Below are 17,969 nucleotides of genomic sequence, written 5' to 3'. Positions count from 1 at the left end.
GACAGACTGCCGGTGGCCGCACCGCTATCGCGCCCCGGTCACCCTTTCAGGAGTCGCGTGCGATGAAAAGCCTGCTTGCCCTTCTGGCGATCGCCTTCGCCTTCCTGTCCGGTCCCGCGGTCGCGGCGCCAGTCAGCGAAGAGGAAGCCTATACGATCGGTATCGAGGCCTACACCTATGCCTATCCGCTGGTCCTGATGGAAACGACGCGGCGGGTTTCGACCAACAGCGGCACCGAGGGACGCCTGCGCGCGCCAGTGAACCAGTTCGGACATATGCGAACCTATCCCGACGCCACCTTCAAGGATGTCGTCCGTCCGAATGCCGACACGCTCTATTCGACGCTGTGGTTCGACGTCGGCAAGGAACCGCTGATCCTGACGCTGCCGAACACGCAAGGTCGCTATCACGTCATTCCGCTGATGGACATGTGGACCGATGTTTTCGCGACCCTCGGCACGCGCACGACCGGCAATGAAGGCGGCACCGTCGCGCTGGTCGGACCGGCCTGGCACGGCACGTTGCCGAAGGGGATGCGGATGGTGCGCAGCCCGACCGAAACAGGATGGATCATCGGGCGCATCCAGACGAATGGCCCGGCCGACTATGCCCATGTCTACACGTTGCAGGCAGGCCTGAAAGCCGCGTCGCTATCGGCTTATGGCAAGTCCGCGCCCGCCGCGACGCCAACGCCCGACCCAACCGTCGATATGAAGACCCCGCCGGTCGATCAGGTCGCGCAGATGGCGCCGCAGGCCTTCTTCGCCAGCTTCGCCGAGGTGATGAAGCGCAACCCGCCGCACGCCAGCGATTATGCGATCGTGCTGCGCATGGAACGGATCGGCATCGTCCCCGGACAAAGCTTCGACCTGTCGAAGGCCGATCCCGCCGTCCAGCGCGGCCTCACCCGCGCCGCCGCCGAAGCCTATCCGCGGATCGTCAATCGCCGCAAGAGCATCGCGCTGACCCGCAACGGCTGGGGTTCGATGGGCAATAACATCGGCGTTTATGGCAACGACTATCTGCAACGCGCCTTCATCGGTTTCGCGGGGCTCGGCGCCCTGCCTCCCGAAGAGGCGATCTATCCGATGGCCCCGCTCGACAGCGACGGCAAGCCGTTCACCGGCGCATCCAGCTATGTGCTGCATTTCGCAAAAGACGAGTTGCCGCCCGCCGACGCCTTCTGGTCGCTGACCATGTATGGCGCCGACCAGTTCTTCGTCGCGAACCCGATCAACCGCTTTGCGATCGGCGACCGCGACAAGCTGACGTTCAATGCCGACGGATCGCTCGACCTCTACATCCAGAACGTCTCGCCGGGCGCCGACAAGGAGGCCAACTGGCTCCCCGCCCCCGCCGGTCCGTTCACGATGAACCTGCGCCTCTACCTGCCGCAGCGCCGCGCAACCGACGGAAGCTGGACTCCGCCGCCGGTCAGGCGGGTACCGTAAATCCCGTCAGCCGTCATCCCGGCGAAGGCCGGGATCTCGCCGGCGCGTCATAGCGATAGGGTGGGATCCCGGCCTTCGCCGGGATGACGATAAGGTACTAAATCAGCCCGGCCAGCGGGCTCGACGGGTCGGCATAGCGCCGCAATCCCATCCGCCCCGACAGATAGGCATCGCGCCCGGCCTCGACCGCCAGCTTCATCGCCCGCGCCATGCGGATCGGATCCTTCGCTTCGGCGATCGCGGTGTTCATGAGGACGCCGTCGCAACCGAGTTCCATCGCCACCGCCGCATCGCTCGCGGTGCCGACGCCCGCATCGACCAGCACCGGCACCGACGCCCCTTCGACGATCAGGCGGATCGTCACGCGGTTCTGGATGCCCAGCCCCGACCCGATCGGCGCACCGAGCGGCATGACCGCGACCGCGCCGGCATCCTCAAGCTGCTTCGCGGCGATCGGATCGTCGACGCAATAGACCATCGGCAGGAAGCCCTCTTTCGCGAGCACTTCGGTCGCCTCCAGCGTCTCGCGCATGTTCGGATAGAGCGTCTTCGCCTCGCCGAGTACTTCCAGCTTCACCAGATCCCATCCCCCCGCCTCGCGCGCGAGGCGCAGGGTACGGATCGCGTCGTCGGCGTTGAAGCAACCCGCGGTATTCGGCAGGTAGGTGATCTTTTTCGGGTCGATGTAGTCGGTCAGCATCGGCGCGCTTGGGTCCGACACATTGACGCGCCGCACCGCGACGGTGACGATTTCCGCGCCCGACGCCTCGACCGCGGCGGCGTTCTGTTCGAAATCCTTGTACTTGCCGGTGCCGACGATCAGCCGCGACGAAAATGTCCGTCCGGCAACGCTCCAATTGTCGGTCAACAACCGCCTCCTACGAAATGAACGATTTCCAGCGCATCACCCTCGGCGAGCGCCACATCGGCAAGCATCGAGCGCGGCACGATCGCGCGGTTGCACTCGACCGCAACCTTTTTGACGTCGAGCCCCAGCGACGCGACGAGGTCGGCGATGCTGCCTTCGCGCACCTGTCTGGGTTCGCCGTTTAGGATGACCGAGATCACGCTGGACCGCCTCGCTTTGCCTTTTGCCGAGCAGCCCATATAGGGGGAGCGCGCAACGTAGCAACCGAAAGCCCGCCCCTTGTCCGAACTTCCAACCGTCTATGTCCTCTCCGGACCCAATCTCAACCTGCTCGGTACGCGCGAGCCCGAAATCTATGGTCACGACACGCTGAACGACATTCATGCGCGGCTGGAGGCGCAGGCCGCGACGCTGGGCTTGCGTGTCGAATGCCGCCAGACGAACCACGAGGGCGTGCTGATCGACTGGCTGCACGAGGCCTATGTGGCGGGCGCGAAGGCGGTGTTGCTCAATGCGGGCGGCTATACCCACACCTCCATCGCGATCCACGACGCGATCAAGTCGATCAAGGTGCCGGTGATCGAGGTCCATCTGTCGGACCCGATGAAACGCGAGGCGTTCCGCCATATCAGCTATGTCGGCATGGCGGCGACCGCGCATTTTGCAGGGCATGGCGCGAACAGCTATACGCTGGCGCTGGACGCCGCCGCGCGACTCTGACAAGAGGGCGCCATCAAAACAGGGGTCAGGGCGTCGGATCACCGACGCCGCAACAACAGGAACAATTCTCATGGGTGACCATAAAGACGATGGCATCAATATCGATCCGGCCTATGTCCGTGCTCTGGCCGAACTGCTCGACGACACCAGCCTGACCGAAATCGAGGTCGAGGACGGCGACCGTAAGGTGCGCGTCGCACGCAAGGTGTCGATCGCCACCGCCCCCGTCGCCTTTGCGCCAGCGCCCGCGCCGGTGGCGGCCCCGGCGGCCGCTCCAGCCGCCGCGGCGGCTCCGGCGCCGGCCGCCGACAGCTTTGCCGACGCCGTGAAGTCGCCGATGGTCGGTACCGTCTATCTTTCGCCCGAACCCGGCGCGCCGAACTTTGCGGCCCCCGGATCGGCCGTGAAGGCCGGCGACACCATCCTGATCATCGAGGCGATGAAGGTGATGAACCCGATCGTCGCCCCCGCTGCGGGCACGCTGAAGGCCGTGCATGTCGAGAACAGCCAGCCGGTCGAATTCGACCAGCCGCTGTTCACCATCGGCTGAGCCAAACCATGACGATCGAAAAGCTCCTGATCGCCAACCGCGGCGAGATTGCGCTGCGCATCCATCGCGCGTGCCACGAGATGGGCATCAAGACCGTTGCCGTCCATTCGACCGCCGACGCCGACGCGATGCACGTCCGCCTTGCCGACGAGGCCGTCTGTATCGGACCGCCGGCGGCGAAGGACAGCTATCTCAACATCCCGGCGATCATCTCGGCCGCCGAAGTGACGAACGCCAATGCCATCCATCCCGGCTATGGCTTCCTTTCCGAAAACGAACGCTTTGCCGAGATCATCGAGGCGCATAACCTGATTTTCGTCGGGCCGAAGCCCGAACATATCCGCACGATGGGCGACAAGGTGGAGGCCAAGCGCACCGCGGTCGCACTGGGCCTGCCCGTGGTTCCGGGGTCGCCCGGCGCGGTGGTATATGGCGACGAAGCGCGCAAGATCGCCGAAGGGATCGGCTATCCGGTGCTGATCAAGGCCGCATCGGGCGGCGGCGGACGCGGAATGAAGGTCGTCCCTGACGCCGACAGCCTCGAAAGCCTGATGGGCCAGGCGTCGAGCGAAGCGGCCGCGGCCTTCGGCGATCCGACCGTCTACATGGAAAAATACCTCGGCAACCCGCGCCACATCGAATTCCAGGTGTTCGGCGACGGCAAGGGCAATGCCATCCATCTGGGCGAGCGCGACTGTTCGCTGCAGCGCCGCCACCAGAAAGTGCTCGAGGAAGCGCCCTCGCCGATCATTTCGGCCGAAGAACGCGCGCGGATGGGCAAGGTGTGCGCCGATGCGATGGCGAAGATGAGCTATCGCGGCGCGGGCACGATCGAATTTCTTTGGGAAAATGGCGAGTTCTTCTTCATCGAGATGAACACGCGCATCCAGGTCGAACATCCCGTGACCGAAATGATCACCGGCTTCGACCTCGTCCGCGAACAGATCCGCATCGCCGGCGGCATGGGGCTTTCGGTCAAGCAGGAAGACCTGGAATTCCGCGGCCACGCGATGGAATGCCGCATCAATGCGGAGGACCCGCGCACCTTCCTGCCCTCACCCGGCAAGGTCACCAATTATCACGCCGCGGGCGGGATGCATGTGCGCGTCGATAGCGGACTCTATGCCGGCTATTCGATCCCGCCCTATTACGACAGCATGATCGGCAAGCTGATCGTCTATGGCCGCAGCCGCGAAAGCTGCATGATGCGGATGCGCCGCGCGCTGGAAGAAATGGTGATCGGCGGGGTCAAGACGAACATTCCGCTTCATCAGGCCCTGCTCGCCGATCCCGACGTGATCCACGGCGATTATACGATCAAGTGGCTGGAAGAATGGCTCGCGCGGCAGGATGATGAGGACTCAGCCTGATATCGGTGCGCCTATGTCCATTTTCGCGCGCCCGGACTTGATCCCGGGCCTGCGCGGTGACGCCGGATCAAGTCCGAAGCGACGAGATCAGGGATGCGCCGACCTGCGGCCTAGCTCACTTTAACTAGGGAGCGTTTTTGGCTATGGGCTTGGGCATGGCCCAAAAAACTCTCCCTTCGATGCGCACGTCTGTGGCGCTTGCTCTTCCCCTGATCCTGCTCGCCGTACCCGCGCTGGCCCAAACCGGCGTGAAGGAGGATTCGGTCGTCCTGCAACCCGACCGGGTCAAGGACGACGCCCCGATCGTCGAGACGGTGTCCGAAGCCAACCTGCCAAGCTGGTCGATCGCCAACGCCAGGGCGCTGCTGACCTTCATCAAGACGGTCGGCGACGAAGGTCTGTTCGCGAAGGATTATAACCCCGTCGGTCTGCAAGCCGCGATCGACAGCGGCAACCAGATCCAGCTCGACAAGGTCGCGACCGACAGCTTTCTTCTCCTGGCGACCCACATGCGCGACGGCCGCACGCCCAACGTAGCGCGCAAACAGTGGTTCATGACCGACGGCGATGCCGAAAGCACCCCGCTGATCACGCTCCTCACCTCGGCGCTGGTATCGGGGACCGTGCCCGAAGCGCTTGTCGGGCTCGATCCCGTCCACAAGAATTTCGCGATCCTGAAGGCGTCGCTGAAATCGGCCAAGACGACGGTCGATGCCAATGCGATCCGCGTCAACATGGAACGCTGGCGCTGGATGCCGCGCGACCTTGGCGACCGTTATGTCGTCAGCAACGTTCCCGAATATCTGACCCGCGTCATCCATGGCGGCACCATCATCGCGACGCACAAGGCGGTCGTCGGCAAGACGTCGACCCCGACGCCGCAGCTCAACCCGATGGCGACCGGCATTATCGTCAATCCGACCTGGACGCTGCCCAAGAGCATCATCGCCGAAGGCATCGGCGCGACGATCGCGCGCAGCCCCGCCACCGCCAGGGCCCAGGGTTATACCTGGACGGGCAGCGGCAAGACGCTCTCGGTCGTCCAGCAGCCGGGGCCCGGCAATGCGCTGGGCGTGATGAAGATGGAGATGCTCAACCCGCATGCCATCTATCTGCACGACACGCCGTCGAAGGGCGCCTTCGCCGCCGCTGCGCGCGCCTTCAGCCACGGCTGTATCCGCACCGAAAAGGCGCTGCATTTTTCGGGGCTGATGGCGGTCTATTTCGCGGGCCGCAGCCCCGAGGAATTCGGCGAGGCGATCGCGAGCGGCAAGACGACGAAATTCACCTTCGAACAGCCCTTCCCCGTCTATGTCGCCTATTGGACGGTGATCCCGAACGCCGCGGGAACAGGCGTCAGCAAGCTGGCCGACATCTATGGCCGCGATGCGCCGGTGGTGGAAAGCTTCGCCAAGCCCGGCCGAGCGGCGGCAGTGGTGATCTCGCCGAACCCGCCGGCGGTGGTGCCGACGGCCCCGGTCACGGCGGCGACACCGGCGATATCGGGAATTTACTGATCGCGTCCCGTTGACGGCGATAAGCCGACGCTTTGGCGTCAGTCCGCCGTCTTCGGGATGACGCTGCCCGCGCTGGTTCGTATGATATTCTCCGTCCCCGGCAACGGATCCGCGGGCGGCATCTGGAACAGCGGCGCCGGTGGCGGCACGCTGAGCTTGTCCGCGAAAAGCAGACGCCCCGGCCCCAGCTTGTAGAGGACCATCGGCAGCAATTCCTCGCCGAACACGAAACAGCCCTCGCTTCGCCCGAGCTTGCCCTGAGTCGCGATCAACGACGGGTCGGCGTACCAGGCACCGTGGATGACGATCGCGCGCATGTCGGCGTTGTTGTTGTCGGGTTCCAGTCCCGCGAGCCGCATCGACGATCCGTTGGATCCCCAATAATAATCGCTGGTGCGATAGGCGCCGCGCGACGAGGCGAGCGAACCCGGCGCGTTCGAAAAGCGCTTGAGCCAACCGTCATGCTGCGGGTCGGATCCGCGGCCGTGAGTCACCGGGAACATCTCGATCTTGCCCGCGACCATGTCGACGAGCGCGAAGCGCGGGCGCGACGAGGGCAGGCCGAAATCGACGATGCCAACACGGTCGCTCTGATGAATATTGCGCGCCTGCAATGCGAGCTGCCGGCGCGCGACATCGAGATAGTCGACCGGCGACTGCACCGGTGTCGGGGGCGGAAAGGCCGCCGATGGCGACGTCTGGGCGATCCAGTCGGCCAGCGGGGCGGCGCGCGCCGACGTCGCGGCCAACGCCCCCACGCCCGCCATGCCTGCCAGCAACTTTCGCCGATCGATCAATTCGTTCACGTAAACAGCAACCCCGCAATGGCCGCCTCTGGCGGTCCGTCGACCTTGCATAAGTCGTGGTTCGGACCGCGAAAGGCAAGCTGGTGGTTCCCCTTCATGCCGTAGGATGTGCCATATATGCCATGAATAGCGGGTTTACGCTGCTGTAAGCTCTCGTTAGGACCCGGCGCATGAAAGCAACGATCTGGCACAACCCCGCTTGCGGCACCTCGCGCAAGACACTCACGATCCTGGAAGAAACGCCGGGCGTCGAGGTCGAAGTGGTCGAATATCTGAAGACCCCCTACACCGCCGGCAAGCTGCGCCAGCTCTTCGCGGATGCGAACCTGACGGCGCGCGAGGCGCTCCGCCTGCGCGGAACCGATGCCGAGGAACGCGGTTTGCAGGATGCAGGCGAAGACGCGATCATCGCCGCGATGGTGGCAAACCCCGCCTATGTGAACCGGCCCTTTGTCGAAACCGATAAAGGCGTCCGTTATTGCCGTCCGCAGGACCTGGTACGCGAAATCCTCTGATCGCAACGTCTGCTTTGAGGTGGGAAGCGGACGCGATCTTCACTATCATTGAAGAATGAAAAAGGCCCAATCGGGAAGCGCTTACAAGCGCGGCAAACGCCATCTGGCGGCAGCCGCTCTTTTTGGCGTCGCGGTCATTTGGGGTGTGCCGTTAGCAGCCCATGCACTGGGGCTACGGTCCAACGCTTTGTTCGCGGTGATCGTACCTTTGACGATCATTTGGCTGCTCTATTTCGGCCTAAGAAGTTTTCTCATTTCCTGCCCGCAATGTGGCCGTTCCGTTTTTATACGCGGATTTGGTTGGAGCGTACCGTGGCCCGCAGCCGCTTGTAGCAAGTGTGGAACGGACTTGACCGGCGGCTAACTTTTGATTGCCCGCAACCGGTCGTCTCCCGACATTCCTTTCCTTCGGGCTGGACAGAATCGAGCGCGCGTCGCTACCCGTGCGGTATGGGAATCATCGCAACGATCATGAACGCCGCCACCGGCCAGCCGCTCCAGAAAATGAGCTTCAATCGCATGCCGAAGCCGTGGGCCAGCTTTACGCTTGAAACCGGCGAACTCGTCACCGCCGAACGCATCGACGTCGGCAAACCCGCTCCCGGAAAATTCGCCGCGCCGATCAGCATCTGGGTCACGGTCAAACCGAAGGGCTGATGCGCCCACCCGCGACCTGAAAGCGCGTCACCGGGCCCGGCATGGCATCGAACAACGCAGCCTCGGTCCCCGTAAGCCACGCCTGTCCCCCCTGCCCCGCAAGGCGCTCGTATAGCGCGTCGCGGCGGGTCGGGTCGAGGTGCGCCGCGACCTCGTCGAGCAGCAACACCGGCCGCGCTCCGCGCAGTCGCGCCACGCAATCGCTGTGCGCTAGGATAAGCGACAACAGCATCGCCTTCTGCTCGCCGGTCGAACAACGCGCCGCCGTGCGCCCCGTCGCGGCGTGAACGGCCGACAGATCGTCGCGGTGCGGCCCTGCGGTCGCGCGGCCGGCCGCAGCATCGATCCGACGCCGCGCGGCGAACAGCTCTTTCAGCGCATCGACGTCATAAGGCGCATCGCGCGCCGCACCCTCGCTGTTGACCAGCGTCAGGATCGGTCGCGCGAAGGGCGCGTCGGGCAGCCCGGCCAGCTCAGCCGACAGGGCGGCCAGCGCGCGCTGCCGCGCGGCATCCATCGCCGCACCATGTTCGGCGAGCTGCGCCTCCAGACTCGCCAGCCATTGCTGATCGGCCTGGGCCGGATCGGCAAGCAACTTGCCGCGCGCGCGAAGCGCCGCTTCGTACCGGTTTCCATGCTGCGCGTGCCGCGGATCCAGCGCCAGCACCAGCCGGTCGACGAAACGCCGCCGGTTGCCCGCTGTCTCGACGAACAACCGGTCCATCGCCGGGGTAAGCCACAGCACCGCAACCCATTCACCCAGCGAAGCCGCCGCGGCGGAAGCCCCGTTGATGCGCACGATCCGCCGTCCCAGATGGGCGGGCTCAATCCCCGTCCCCAGCGCGACCGGCGCCAGGTCCGGCCCGGATGTCACTTCCGCGAAGATCGCAAAACCGCCGCTCGCGCCGTCCCGGACCATGTCCGACAGCGCCGCGCGGCGGAGCCCGCGACCCGGGGCGAGCAGCGAGATCGCCTCCAATATGTTGGTCTTGCCCGCGCCGTTGTCGCCGTAGAGCGCAACGAGGCCCGATGTCGCCGCCATATCCGCGCCGGCATGATTGCGAAAATCGGTCAGCGAGAGGCGGACGAGCGTCATGTCCGATTGCGACTACCGCACGCACCCGCCCCGCGCCAGCCTTCAACGTTCTCGTCATCCCGGACTTGATGCGGGATCCGGCTCAGCGACGGGAGCAAGCGGGACCCCCGATCAAGCCCAGGACGACGATAATATAAATTTCCCATAATCGGCAATTTTCACCATATCACCGCAAAAATCTCGTTGAAACAAAATTTCGAGAAGCCAAAATCCGCAGTTAACCGCCAATGAATGAAATTGGCACGCCTCCTGCAACACACTGGGTATCTACCGGATGACCCGGCAGACACCATACAGGAAGGACAAAATCATGGCCCATTTCAATATCGACTCGTTCAAGAGCTATGCGATCGCTGCCGCTGCCTCGCTTTACTGCTCGCTGATGTTCCTCGCCGCCGTCGGCCCGAACGCCGCGCACTTCGGTGGGCTGGTCGCCTGACCAGCCCCCGGACGCCGCCAGAAACGCCGGCCCTTGCGGCCGGGATGGAAAGGAAAGACATGAACCAGGGTTTTCGCAAGAATCGTCGCAACGGCATGATCTTCGGCGTGTGCGCCGGCATGGCAGACCAGTTCGGCATCGATGTCTTGTGGACGCGCGTCGCCTTTGTTGCCCTGACGCTGCTCGGCTTCGGCCTGCCTCTGCTGCTGTACCTCGCCGTCGCGATCCTCGCGCCCTAGGACAGCCCGGGCCGGCCGCTTCCACCAAGCGCCGTCGCACCGGCCCGCACATTCCCAAAGGACCAAGGGCTCACCGGTCACCCCGGTGGGCCCTTTTCATATGGTGGACGACCACCCCACCCGCGCCGTGAACGAAGCGGGAAAGCCATGAGAGAATCTCGGGCCTTACCGAATTTTATATCGTTTGTGGGGCAGCCGGCCAACCAATAGCCTACCTCCACAAAGCAGGGAGAGAGCCGTGGGCCGGATTTGGATGATGATCGCATGCTTGCCGGTGTTGCTGGGCCTGGTGGGCAGCACCATTGCAGGCGGAAAGGCCCCGACCGGGCCGGCACGAGCGGAGAGTCCCGCATCAGCGCAGGTCGCCGCCCCTCCGTCCGGCCCCTGGCAACCTCCTGCCGGGCGGACGCAGATACCGATATGGCCGGACGTGCCCCCCGATATGGCGGGTGTTTCCCAGCCGGCCGAACGAAGCGAGACGTCACGCGGTCTTGTCGCGGGGCGTCACTATACGGCCGTCCACGACGTGACGGTTCCCACCATGACCATATTTCCACCCACAGTGAAAAACAGCGGCGCGGCCATGGTCGTGTTCCCCGGCGGCGGGTTCCAGATGCTGGCGATGGATCTCGAAGGCACCGAAATCTGCGACTGGATGACGGCGAAGGGCATCACGTGCATCCTGCTCAAATATCGCGTCCCCAAAAGCGCCCATTATTGGGATCGCGATTGCAAGTGCCACATCACGCCGGAGTATCCGCGCGCGCTTCAGGACGCACAGCGTACGATACGCCTTGTGCGGGCGCGGGCGAAGGCCTTGAACATAGACCCCGCCAGGATCGGCGTGATCGGCATGTCGGCGGGCGGCTATCTGGTCGCCCAGACGAGCAGCATTTTCGAACCGGCCTATAAGGCGGTCGATACCGCGGACACTGTCAGCAGCCGCCCCGACTTCGCCGTCGCGCTCTATCCCGGCCATTTATGCCGGTCCGGCGGCACGCTCGACCCCGGTCTGCCCGTCACGAAGAACAGCTCGCCGACCTTCATTCTGCAGGCATGGAATGATCCGGTCGACGATGTCTGCAACAGCACCGTCTATGCCCGCGCCCTCGATGCCGCGGGCGTGCCGTCGGAGGTCCATCTTTTCGCCAAGGGAGGCCATGCCTTCGGCCTCAGGCGCACCACCGACCCCGTGACGGAATGGCCGCTCCTTGTCGAAAACTGGCTGCAGGCGATCGACATTCTCTAGGGTCGTCGCCCTCGCGGTTCCTTTCATTTTGGTCGCACTGTGAAGCGATAGGGAATGTACAGGAACACCTCCGTCGCGCTCGCCTGCGCCCAGATCAGTTGTTCGTTGAGCCCCGCGACCTCGACCCCATAGTCGGGCCCAAAGGCTCCCGCCGTCTTCAGCGCTTCGGCGGCGACCAGCTTCAAGATCTCCGGCCGATACTGGTCGGGATTGATGATCGTCAGCGTGATGCCCCCATTCTTTTCCAGCAGCGCACGGCCGCTGGGTGGAACCGCCTTGATAAAGCTGTCGATCCGGCCCTGCGCGCTGCCGACCGACCCCGCGAGTTTTGCCTTCACATATAGTTCGATCTCGCTCGTGTCGGGTCGCGACCCGCGCCCGAAAACCAGATCCTTGAAATTGGCGAGCGTCAGTCGGGTCAGTTCGAACTCGCCGGTGACAAGCTCGACGCCAGCGCCGTCGGCGCGGCGGATCGCGGCTTCGAGCATGGCGTGAATCTCCTGCTTGCGCATATCCTCGTCGCGCGAGTCCGAGGTGAAGCGCACGGGCTGGATCGCGCTGTCGGCGGTCCGGCGCAGCCCCACCACCGTCTGTTCGTCGGACAGATAATCGGCCGACGCCCGCTGCGCCGTGACGACCACTTCGCCCTCGATGTTGCTGTTGTCCTGCGCCTGTACCGGCACGGCGACCCCCAGCAGCAGGGTCACCCCGAATAGATATTCCCGCATCGTCGCTCTCCTTGCCTGATGACGACAAAGGCTATCAGCTTGGCGGCAAAGAAAAAGCCCCGCCGGATCGCTCCGGCGGGGCTTGTTTCTGTCAGGCCGGGAAGGCCGAGGGGCTTATTCCTCGCCTTCACCTTCGGGACGTTCCTCGACCATCACATCGTCGGTCGTGAAATCTTCGCCCTGAACCTTGCCCAGCGGATCGTCGCCGATGGCCGCTTCGGGACCCTGCGCCAGTTCGGCGGCATGCTCGTCGGCAGCGCTCGCCGGAGCGATCAGGTCCGGGTTCGCGGCGCGCATGGCGGCGCGCAGGGCAGCGTCCTTCGACGATGCGGTGACACGAACGCGGTTCATGGCAGCGCCGGTACCCGCCGGGATGAGGCGGCCGACGATGACATTTTCCTTGAGGCCCTGCAGCGAGTCGATCTTGCCTTGCACCGAAGCCTCGGTGAGAACGCGGGTCGTCTCCTGGAAGGACGCCGCCGAAACGAAGCTGCGGGTCTGCAGCGACGCCTTGGTGATGCCGAGGAGGACCGGACGGCCCTCTGCCGGCACGCCATTCTTCGGCAGCTTGGCGTTATATTCCATCATCTCCAGGTAATCGAGCTGTTCGCCCGGCAGCAGCGTGGTGTCGCCGCCGGTCGTGATCTCGACCTTCTGCAGCATCTGGCGAACGATCACCTCGATGTGCTTGTCGTTGATCTTCACGCCCTGCAGTCGATAGACTTCCTGGATTTCGGCGACCAGATATTCGGCCAGTGCCTCGACGCCCATGACATCGAGGATGTCATGCGGGTTCGGCGAACCGCTGATCAGCGCGTCGCCGCGCTTCACATGGTCGCCTTCCTGCACTTCCAGCACCTTCGACTTGGGAATCAGATACTCGATCGAATCGCCTTCTTCCGGAACGATCGCGATCTTGCGCTTCGCCTTGTAATCCTTGACGAATTCAATGCGGCCGCTGATCTTCGCGATGACGCTGTTGTCCTTCGGAATGCGCGCCTCGAACAACTCGGCAACACGCGGCAGACCGCCGGTGATGTCGCGCGTCTTCGACGCTTCGCGGGTCACACGCGCCAGAACGTCGCCTGCCTGCACTTCCTGTCCGTCCTCGACCGACAGCATCGTACCGACCGCGAGCAGATAGCGCGCCGCTTCGCCCGATGCATCGTCGAGCAAGGTCAGGCGCGGCTGAAGGTCTTCCTTCTTGCCGCGGCCGGCCGCCCGATATTCGATCACGACGCGCTGCGCGATACCGGTCGCTTCGTCGACCTGTTCGATCAGCGTCTTGCTGTCCTGCAGATCCTGATACTTCACGATACCCGGCTTTTCGGTGATCAGCGGCATGGTGAACGGATCCCATTCGGCAATCCGGTCGCCCTTCTTCACCTTCTCGCCATCCTTGTGCATGATCTGTGCACCATAGGGCAGCTTGTGCGTCGCGCGCTCGCGGCCTTCGCTGTCGATGACCGCGATTTCACCCGAACGCGACAGTGCCAGACGGCGGCCGCGCTGGTCGACGATCGTCGCCATGTCGCGATATTCGATCGTGCCATCCGAAATCGCTTCGGCGTTCGACTGCTCGTTGACCTGCGCCGCGCCACCGATGTGGAACGTACGCATGGTCAGCTGCGTGCCGGGCTCACCGATCGACTGGGCGGCGATAACGCCGACAGCTTCACCGATGTTGACCGGCGTACCGCGGGCAAGGTCGCGACCATAGCATTTGCCGCAAACGCCCAGCGTCGCTTCGCAGACCAGCGGCGAACGGATCTTGACCGACTGAACCTCGGCGTCTTCGATCCGCTGCGTGGTCGCTTCGTCGAGCAGCGTGCCGACGGGCGCGATGATGTTGCCATCCTTGTCGGTGACATCTTCCAGCGTCGTGCGGCCCAGGATGCGTTCGCCCAGCGAGGCGATCGTCGAACCGCCCTGGATGATCGCGCGCATTTCCATGCCGCGTTCGGTGCCGCAATCTTCCTCGATCACGACGCAGTCCTGCGACACGTCGACCAGACGGCGGGTCAGGTAACCCGAGTTCGCCGTCTTGAGCGCCGTATCGGCCAGGCCCTTACGCGCACCGTGGGTCGAGTTGAAATACTCGAGAACGGTCAGGCCTTCCTTGAAGTTCGAGATGATCGGCGTTTCGATGATCTCGCCCGACGGCTTGGCCATCAGGCCGCGCATGCCGGCAAGCTGCTTCATCTGCGCCTGCGAACCACGAGCACCCGAATGCGCCATCATGTAGATGGAGTTGATCGGGGCCAGACGGCCATCGTCAAGCTTCGGCGTCGCGCGGATTTCGTCCATCATGGCGTTCGCCACCTTGTCGCCGCACTGCGACCAGGCGTCGATGGCCTTGTTGTACTTTTCCTGCTGCGTGATCAGGCCGTCCTGATACTGCTGCTCGAAATCCTTCACCAGCGCGCGGGTTTCATCGACCATCCCTTCCTTCGACGCCGGAATGATCATGTCATCCTTGCCGAACGAGATGCCCGCCTTGAACGCATTGCGGAAGCCCAGCGCCATGATGGCGTCGGCGAACAGCACGGTCTCTTTCTGGCCGGTGTGGCGATAGACCTGGTCGATGACGTCGCCGATTTCCTTCTTCGTCAGAAGGCGATTGACGACATCGAACGGCACGGTGTGCGACTTCGGCAGGCATTCGCCGATCAGCATGCGGCCAGGCGTCGTTTCAAAGCGCTTGAAATATTCCTTGCCCTGCTCGTCGGTCTGCGGAACGCGGCTGATCACCTTCGAGTGCAGCGTCACGGCACCGATGTGGAGCGCCTGATGCACTTCGGCCATGTCGGCGAGCAACATGCCCTCGCCCGGTTCGCCTTCGCGCTCCAGCGAGAGATAGTAGAGGCCGAGGACCATGTCCTGCGACGGAACGATGATCGGCTTGCCGTTCGCGGGGCTGAGGATGTTGTTGGTCGACATCATCAGCACGCGCGCTTCGAGCTGCGCCTCAAGGCTCAGCGGGACGTGAACGGCCATCTGGTCACCGTCGAAGTCGGCGTTGAACGCGGCGCAGACCAGCGGGTGAAGCTGGATCGCCTTGCCTTCGATCAGCACGGGTTCGAACGCCTGGATGCCGAGGCGGTGGAGCGTCGGCGCGCGGTTCAGCAGGACCGGGTGCTCGCGAATGACTTCGTCGAGGATGTCCCAGACTTCCTTGCGTTCCTTTTCGACCCACTTCTTCGCCTGCTTCAGGGTCATCGACAGACCCTTGGCGTCAAGGCGGGCGTAGATGAACGGCTTGAACAGTTCGAGCGCCATCTTCTTCGGCAGCCCGCACTGGTGCAGCTTCAGTTCCGGACCGGTCACGATGACCGAACGGCCCGAATAGTCGACGCGCTTGCCGAGCAGGTTCTGACGGAAGCGGCCCTGCTTGCCCTTCAGCATGTCGGACAGCGACTTCAGCGGACGCTTGTTGGCGCCCGTGATCGTGCGGCCGCGGCGACCGTTGTCGAACAGTGCGTCGACGGCTTCCTGCAACATGCGCTTTTCGTTGCGGACGATGATGTCCGGCGCGCGCAGTTCCATCAGGCGCTTCAGGCGGTTGTTGCGGTTGATCACGCGGCGATAGAGGTCGTTCAGATCCGACGTCGCGAAGCGGCCGCCATCCAGCGGAACGAGCGGGCGCAGTTCGGGCGGGATGACCGGCACGACTTCCAGGATCATCCATTCGGGGCGGTTGCCCGATTCGATGAACGATTCCACGACCTTCAGGCGCTTGATGATCTTCTTGGGCTTCAGCTCCGACTTGGTCGTCGCCAGGTCTTCCATCAGGTCGACGCGCTCTTGCTCCAGATCGAGATTTTCGAGGAGCACGCGGATCGCCTCGGCGCCGATACCGGCCGAGAAAGCATCTTCGCCATATTCGTCCTGCGCGTCGAGCAGTTCGTCTTCGGTCAGAAGCTGGAACTTCTCGAGCGGGGTCAGGCCGGGTTCAAGGACGATATAGGCTTCGAAATAGAGGACGCGCTCAAGCTGCTTGAGCTGCATGTCGAGCAGCAGGCCGATGCGCGACGGCAGCGACTTCAGGAACCAGATGTGCGCAACCGGCGCGGCCAGTTCGATATGACCCATGCGTTCGCGGCGGACCTTGGTCACCGTGACTTCGACACCGCACTTCTCGCAGACGATGCCCTTGTATTTCATACGCTTGTACTTGCCGCACAGGCATTCATAATCCTTGATCGGACCAAAGATGCGCGCGCAGAACAGGCCGTCACGCTCGGGCTTGAACGTGCGATAGTTGATCGTTTCGGGCTTCTTGATCTCGCCGAACGACCACGAGCGGATGCGCTCCGGGCTCGCAATGCCGATCTTGATCATGTCGAAGGTTTCGGGCTTCGCGACCGGGTTCATGAAGTTGGTAAGCTGGTTCATATTCTAGCTCCACTCTTCCCCTCCCGCCGCGGGCGGGAGGGGTGAGGAAAAGATATTATTCGGCGGCTTCGGGAAGAGCGTCCGGACCTTCGTCGGGATCTTCGTCCGAGTAGGACGAAAGCTCGACGTTGAGGCCCAGCGAGCGCATTTCCTTGACGAGCACGTTGAAGCTTTCGGGAATGCCGGCCTCGAAGGTGTCGTCGCCCTTGACGATCGCTTCGTAAACCTTGGTGCGGCCGATCACGTCGTCGGACTTCACCGTCAGCATTTCCTGCAGCGTGTATGCCGCGCCATAGGCCTGGAGCGCCCAGACCTCCATTTCACCGAAGCGCTGTCCGCCGAACTGCGCCTTACCGCCCAGCGGCTGCTGGGTGACGAGGCTGTACGGACCGATCGAACGCGCGTGGATCTTGTCGTCGACCAAGTGGTGCAGCTTCAGCATGTAGATGTAGCCGACGGTGACGGGACGGTCGAAACGCTCGCCCGTACGGCCGTCGGTCAGCCACACCTGACCGGTGTGGGCGAGACCCGCCTGTTCGAGCATCGCGTTGATGTCCGCTTCGCGGGCACCGTCGAACACGGGCGTGGCCATCGGCACGCCGCGGCGCACGTTCTCGCCAAGGTCGATGAGCTCGGCGTCCTCGAGCTCGCGCCCGCCTTCCTTGAGCTCTTCCTTGGCGTAGACCTTCTCCATCTTCTTGCGAAGATCGGCGGGCTTGGCCGTGCCGCGACGGACCTTATCGACCATCTGCCCGATTTCGCGGCCGAGCGTGGCCGAAGCCCAGCCCAGATGCGTTTCGAGAATCTGACCGACGTTCATGCGGCTGGGCACGCCCAGCGGATTGAGCACCACGTCGACCGGGCTGCCGTCCTCGAGATGAGGCATGTCCTCGGCCGGCATGATGCGGCTGATGACGCCCTTGTTGCCGTGACGACCGGCCATCTTGTCGCCGGGCTGCAGCTTGCGCTTCACCGCGACGAAGACCTTGACCATCTTCATCACGCCCGGCGGCAGTTCATCGCCGCGCTGCAGCTTCTCGACCTTGTCCTCGAAGCGCTTCTCGAGTGCCTTAACAGACTCGTCGTATTGCTTCTTGATCGCCTCGATCTCGCCTTCGGTCTTGTCGCTCTTGATGGCGATCTGTCGCCACTGGCCCGGCGTGAACTCGGCCAGGACCTCGTCGGTCAGCTTGGTGCCGGGCTTGATCGCCTTCAAGCCGCCGGCCGTGGTCTGGCCGAGCAGCCGCTCCTTGAGGCGCGTCGCGAAGCTGCGCTCGAGGATCGCCTTCTCGTCGTCGCGGTCCTTGGCGAGACGCTCGATCTCAGCGCGCTCGATAGCGACCGCGCGCTCGTCCTTGTCGACGCCGCG

The 17,969-nt window shown here is 63.8% G+C and carries 16 protein-coding genes and 1 pseudogene; 10 read left to right on the top strand and 7 right to left on the bottom strand.

Features of this window, described 5'->3' with window-relative positions; translation table 11 throughout:
- The first annotated feature begins 62 nt into the window (after positions 1–62).
- Positions 63–1,451, top strand: a complete 1,389-nt coding sequence (locus JNM03_RS16315; protein ID WP_294038217.1) for a DUF1254 domain-containing protein — start codon at positions 63–65, stop codon at positions 1,449–1,451.
- Between the two features lie 97 nt (positions 1,452–1,548).
- On the opposite strand, the gene JNM03_RS16310 is transcribed toward JNM03_RS16315, so the two are convergent.
- Positions 1,549–2,319: a bifunctional sulfur carrier protein/thiazole synthase protein gene (locus JNM03_RS16310; protein ID WP_367235968.1), complete on the bottom strand. Its 771-nt coding sequence runs from the start codon at positions 2,317–2,319 to the stop codon at positions 1,549–1,551.
- A complete protein-coding gene (thiS, locus tag JNM03_RS18975; protein ID WP_367235966.1) occupies positions 2,316–2,519 on the bottom strand; it encodes a sulfur carrier protein ThiS in 204 nt (67 codons plus the stop codon). The genes JNM03_RS16310 and thiS overlap by 4 nt, the downstream gene beginning before the upstream one ends.
- 79 nt (positions 2,520–2,598) lie before the next feature.
- Between thiS and JNM03_RS16305 the strand changes: the two genes are divergently transcribed.
- The 4 genes from JNM03_RS16305 (at position 2,599) to JNM03_RS16290 (ending at position 6,476) form a co-directional block, all read left to right on the top strand.
- The gene (locus JNM03_RS16305; RefSeq protein ID WP_294038215.1) at positions 2,599–3,039 is read left to right on the top strand and encodes a type II 3-dehydroquinate dehydratase; all 441 of its coding nucleotides are present in this window, start codon (positions 2,599–2,601) and stop codon (positions 3,037–3,039) included.
- A gap of 70 nt (positions 3,040–3,109) precedes the next feature.
- Positions 3,110–3,589: an acetyl-CoA carboxylase biotin carboxyl carrier protein gene (gene accB / locus JNM03_RS16300; RefSeq protein ID WP_294038213.1), complete on the top strand. Its 480-nt coding sequence runs from the start codon at positions 3,110–3,112 to the stop codon at positions 3,587–3,589.
- 8 nt (positions 3,590–3,597) lie between these two features.
- On the top strand, positions 3,598–4,959 hold the full coding sequence (gene accC / locus JNM03_RS16295; protein ID WP_294038211.1) for an acetyl-CoA carboxylase biotin carboxylase subunit: 1,362 nt from the start codon (positions 3,598–3,600) through the stop codon (positions 4,957–4,959).
- A gap of 179 nt (positions 4,960–5,138) precedes the next feature.
- Complete coding sequence (locus tag JNM03_RS16290; protein WP_294038209.1) at positions 5,139–6,476, top strand: L,D-transpeptidase family protein; 1,338 nt, start codon at positions 5,139–5,141, stop codon at positions 6,474–6,476.
- A gap of 38 nt (positions 6,477–6,514) precedes the next feature.
- On the opposite strand, the gene JNM03_RS16285 is transcribed toward JNM03_RS16290, so the two are convergent.
- Positions 6,515–7,282 carry a murein L,D-transpeptidase catalytic domain family protein gene (locus JNM03_RS16285; RefSeq protein ID WP_294038207.1) on the bottom strand — a complete coding sequence of 256 codons (768 nt, stop codon included), beginning with the start codon at positions 7,280–7,282 and terminating at the stop codon, positions 6,515–6,517.
- 170 nt (positions 7,283–7,452) lie between these two features.
- Between JNM03_RS16285 and JNM03_RS16280 the strand changes: the two genes are divergently transcribed.
- Positions 7,453–7,797: an arsenate reductase family protein gene (locus JNM03_RS16280; RefSeq protein WP_294038205.1), complete on the top strand. Its 345-nt coding sequence runs from the start codon at positions 7,453–7,455 to the stop codon at positions 7,795–7,797.
- 450 nt (positions 7,798–8,247) lie between these two features.
- Positions 8,248–8,454, top strand: coding sequence for a hypothetical protein (locus JNM03_RS16275; RefSeq protein ID WP_294038204.1), 207 nt, complete (start codon positions 8,248–8,250; stop codon positions 8,452–8,454).
- Here the strand turns inward: JNM03_RS16275 and recF are convergent.
- Positions 8,438–9,550, bottom strand: a complete 1,113-nt coding sequence (recF, locus tag JNM03_RS16270) for a DNA replication/repair protein RecF (RefSeq protein WP_294038202.1) — start codon at positions 9,548–9,550, stop codon at positions 8,438–8,440. The two genes, JNM03_RS16275 and recF, sit on opposite strands and share 17 nt — an antisense overlap.
- 310 nt (positions 9,551–9,860) lie before the next feature.
- Here recF and JNM03_RS16265 point away from each other — a divergent pair, with 310 nt between their 5' ends.
- From JNM03_RS16265 to JNM03_RS16255, 3 genes are all read left to right on the top strand, one after another.
- A complete protein-coding gene (locus JNM03_RS16265; protein WP_294038200.1) occupies positions 9,861–9,989 on the top strand; it encodes a hypothetical protein in 129 nt (42 codons plus the stop codon).
- Between the two features lie 59 nt (positions 9,990–10,048).
- Positions 10,049–10,228, top strand: coding sequence for a PspC domain-containing protein (locus tag JNM03_RS16260; protein WP_058816939.1), 180 nt, complete (start codon positions 10,049–10,051; stop codon positions 10,226–10,228).
- A gap of 442 nt (positions 10,229–10,670) precedes the next feature.
- On the top strand, positions 10,671–11,477 hold the full coding sequence (locus tag JNM03_RS16255; protein ID WP_294038198.1) for an alpha/beta hydrolase: 807 nt from the start codon (positions 10,671–10,673) through the stop codon (positions 11,475–11,477).
- A 23-nt stretch (positions 11,478–11,500) separates the two neighbouring features.
- Here JNM03_RS16255 and JNM03_RS16250 read toward each other — a convergent pair whose 3' ends face one another.
- From JNM03_RS16250 to JNM03_RS16240, 3 genes and pseudogenes are all read right to left on the bottom strand, one after another.
- Complete coding sequence (locus tag JNM03_RS16250) at positions 11,501–12,205, bottom strand: TonB-dependent receptor (protein WP_294038197.1); 705 nt, start codon at positions 12,203–12,205, stop codon at positions 11,501–11,503.
- A gap of 114 nt (positions 12,206–12,319) precedes the next feature.
- Positions 12,320–16,600, bottom strand: a complete 4,281-nt coding sequence (rpoC, locus tag JNM03_RS16245) for a DNA-directed RNA polymerase subunit beta' (protein ID WP_294038196.1) — start codon at positions 16,598–16,600, stop codon at positions 12,320–12,322.
- A 55-nt stretch (positions 16,601–16,655) separates the two neighbouring features.
- Positions 16,656–17,969, bottom strand: a pseudogene (locus JNM03_RS16240) (DNA-directed RNA polymerase subunit beta); the annotation flags it as partial.

The sequence above is a fragment of the Sphingopyxis sp. genome, assembly GCF_016793825.1.
In the GTDB taxonomy this organism is placed as follows: domain Bacteria; phylum Pseudomonadota; class Alphaproteobacteria; order Sphingomonadales; family Sphingomonadaceae; genus Sphingopyxis.
Note: the sequence above shows the minus strand (reverse complement) of the source record. Positions and strands in the feature narration are given on the sequence as shown.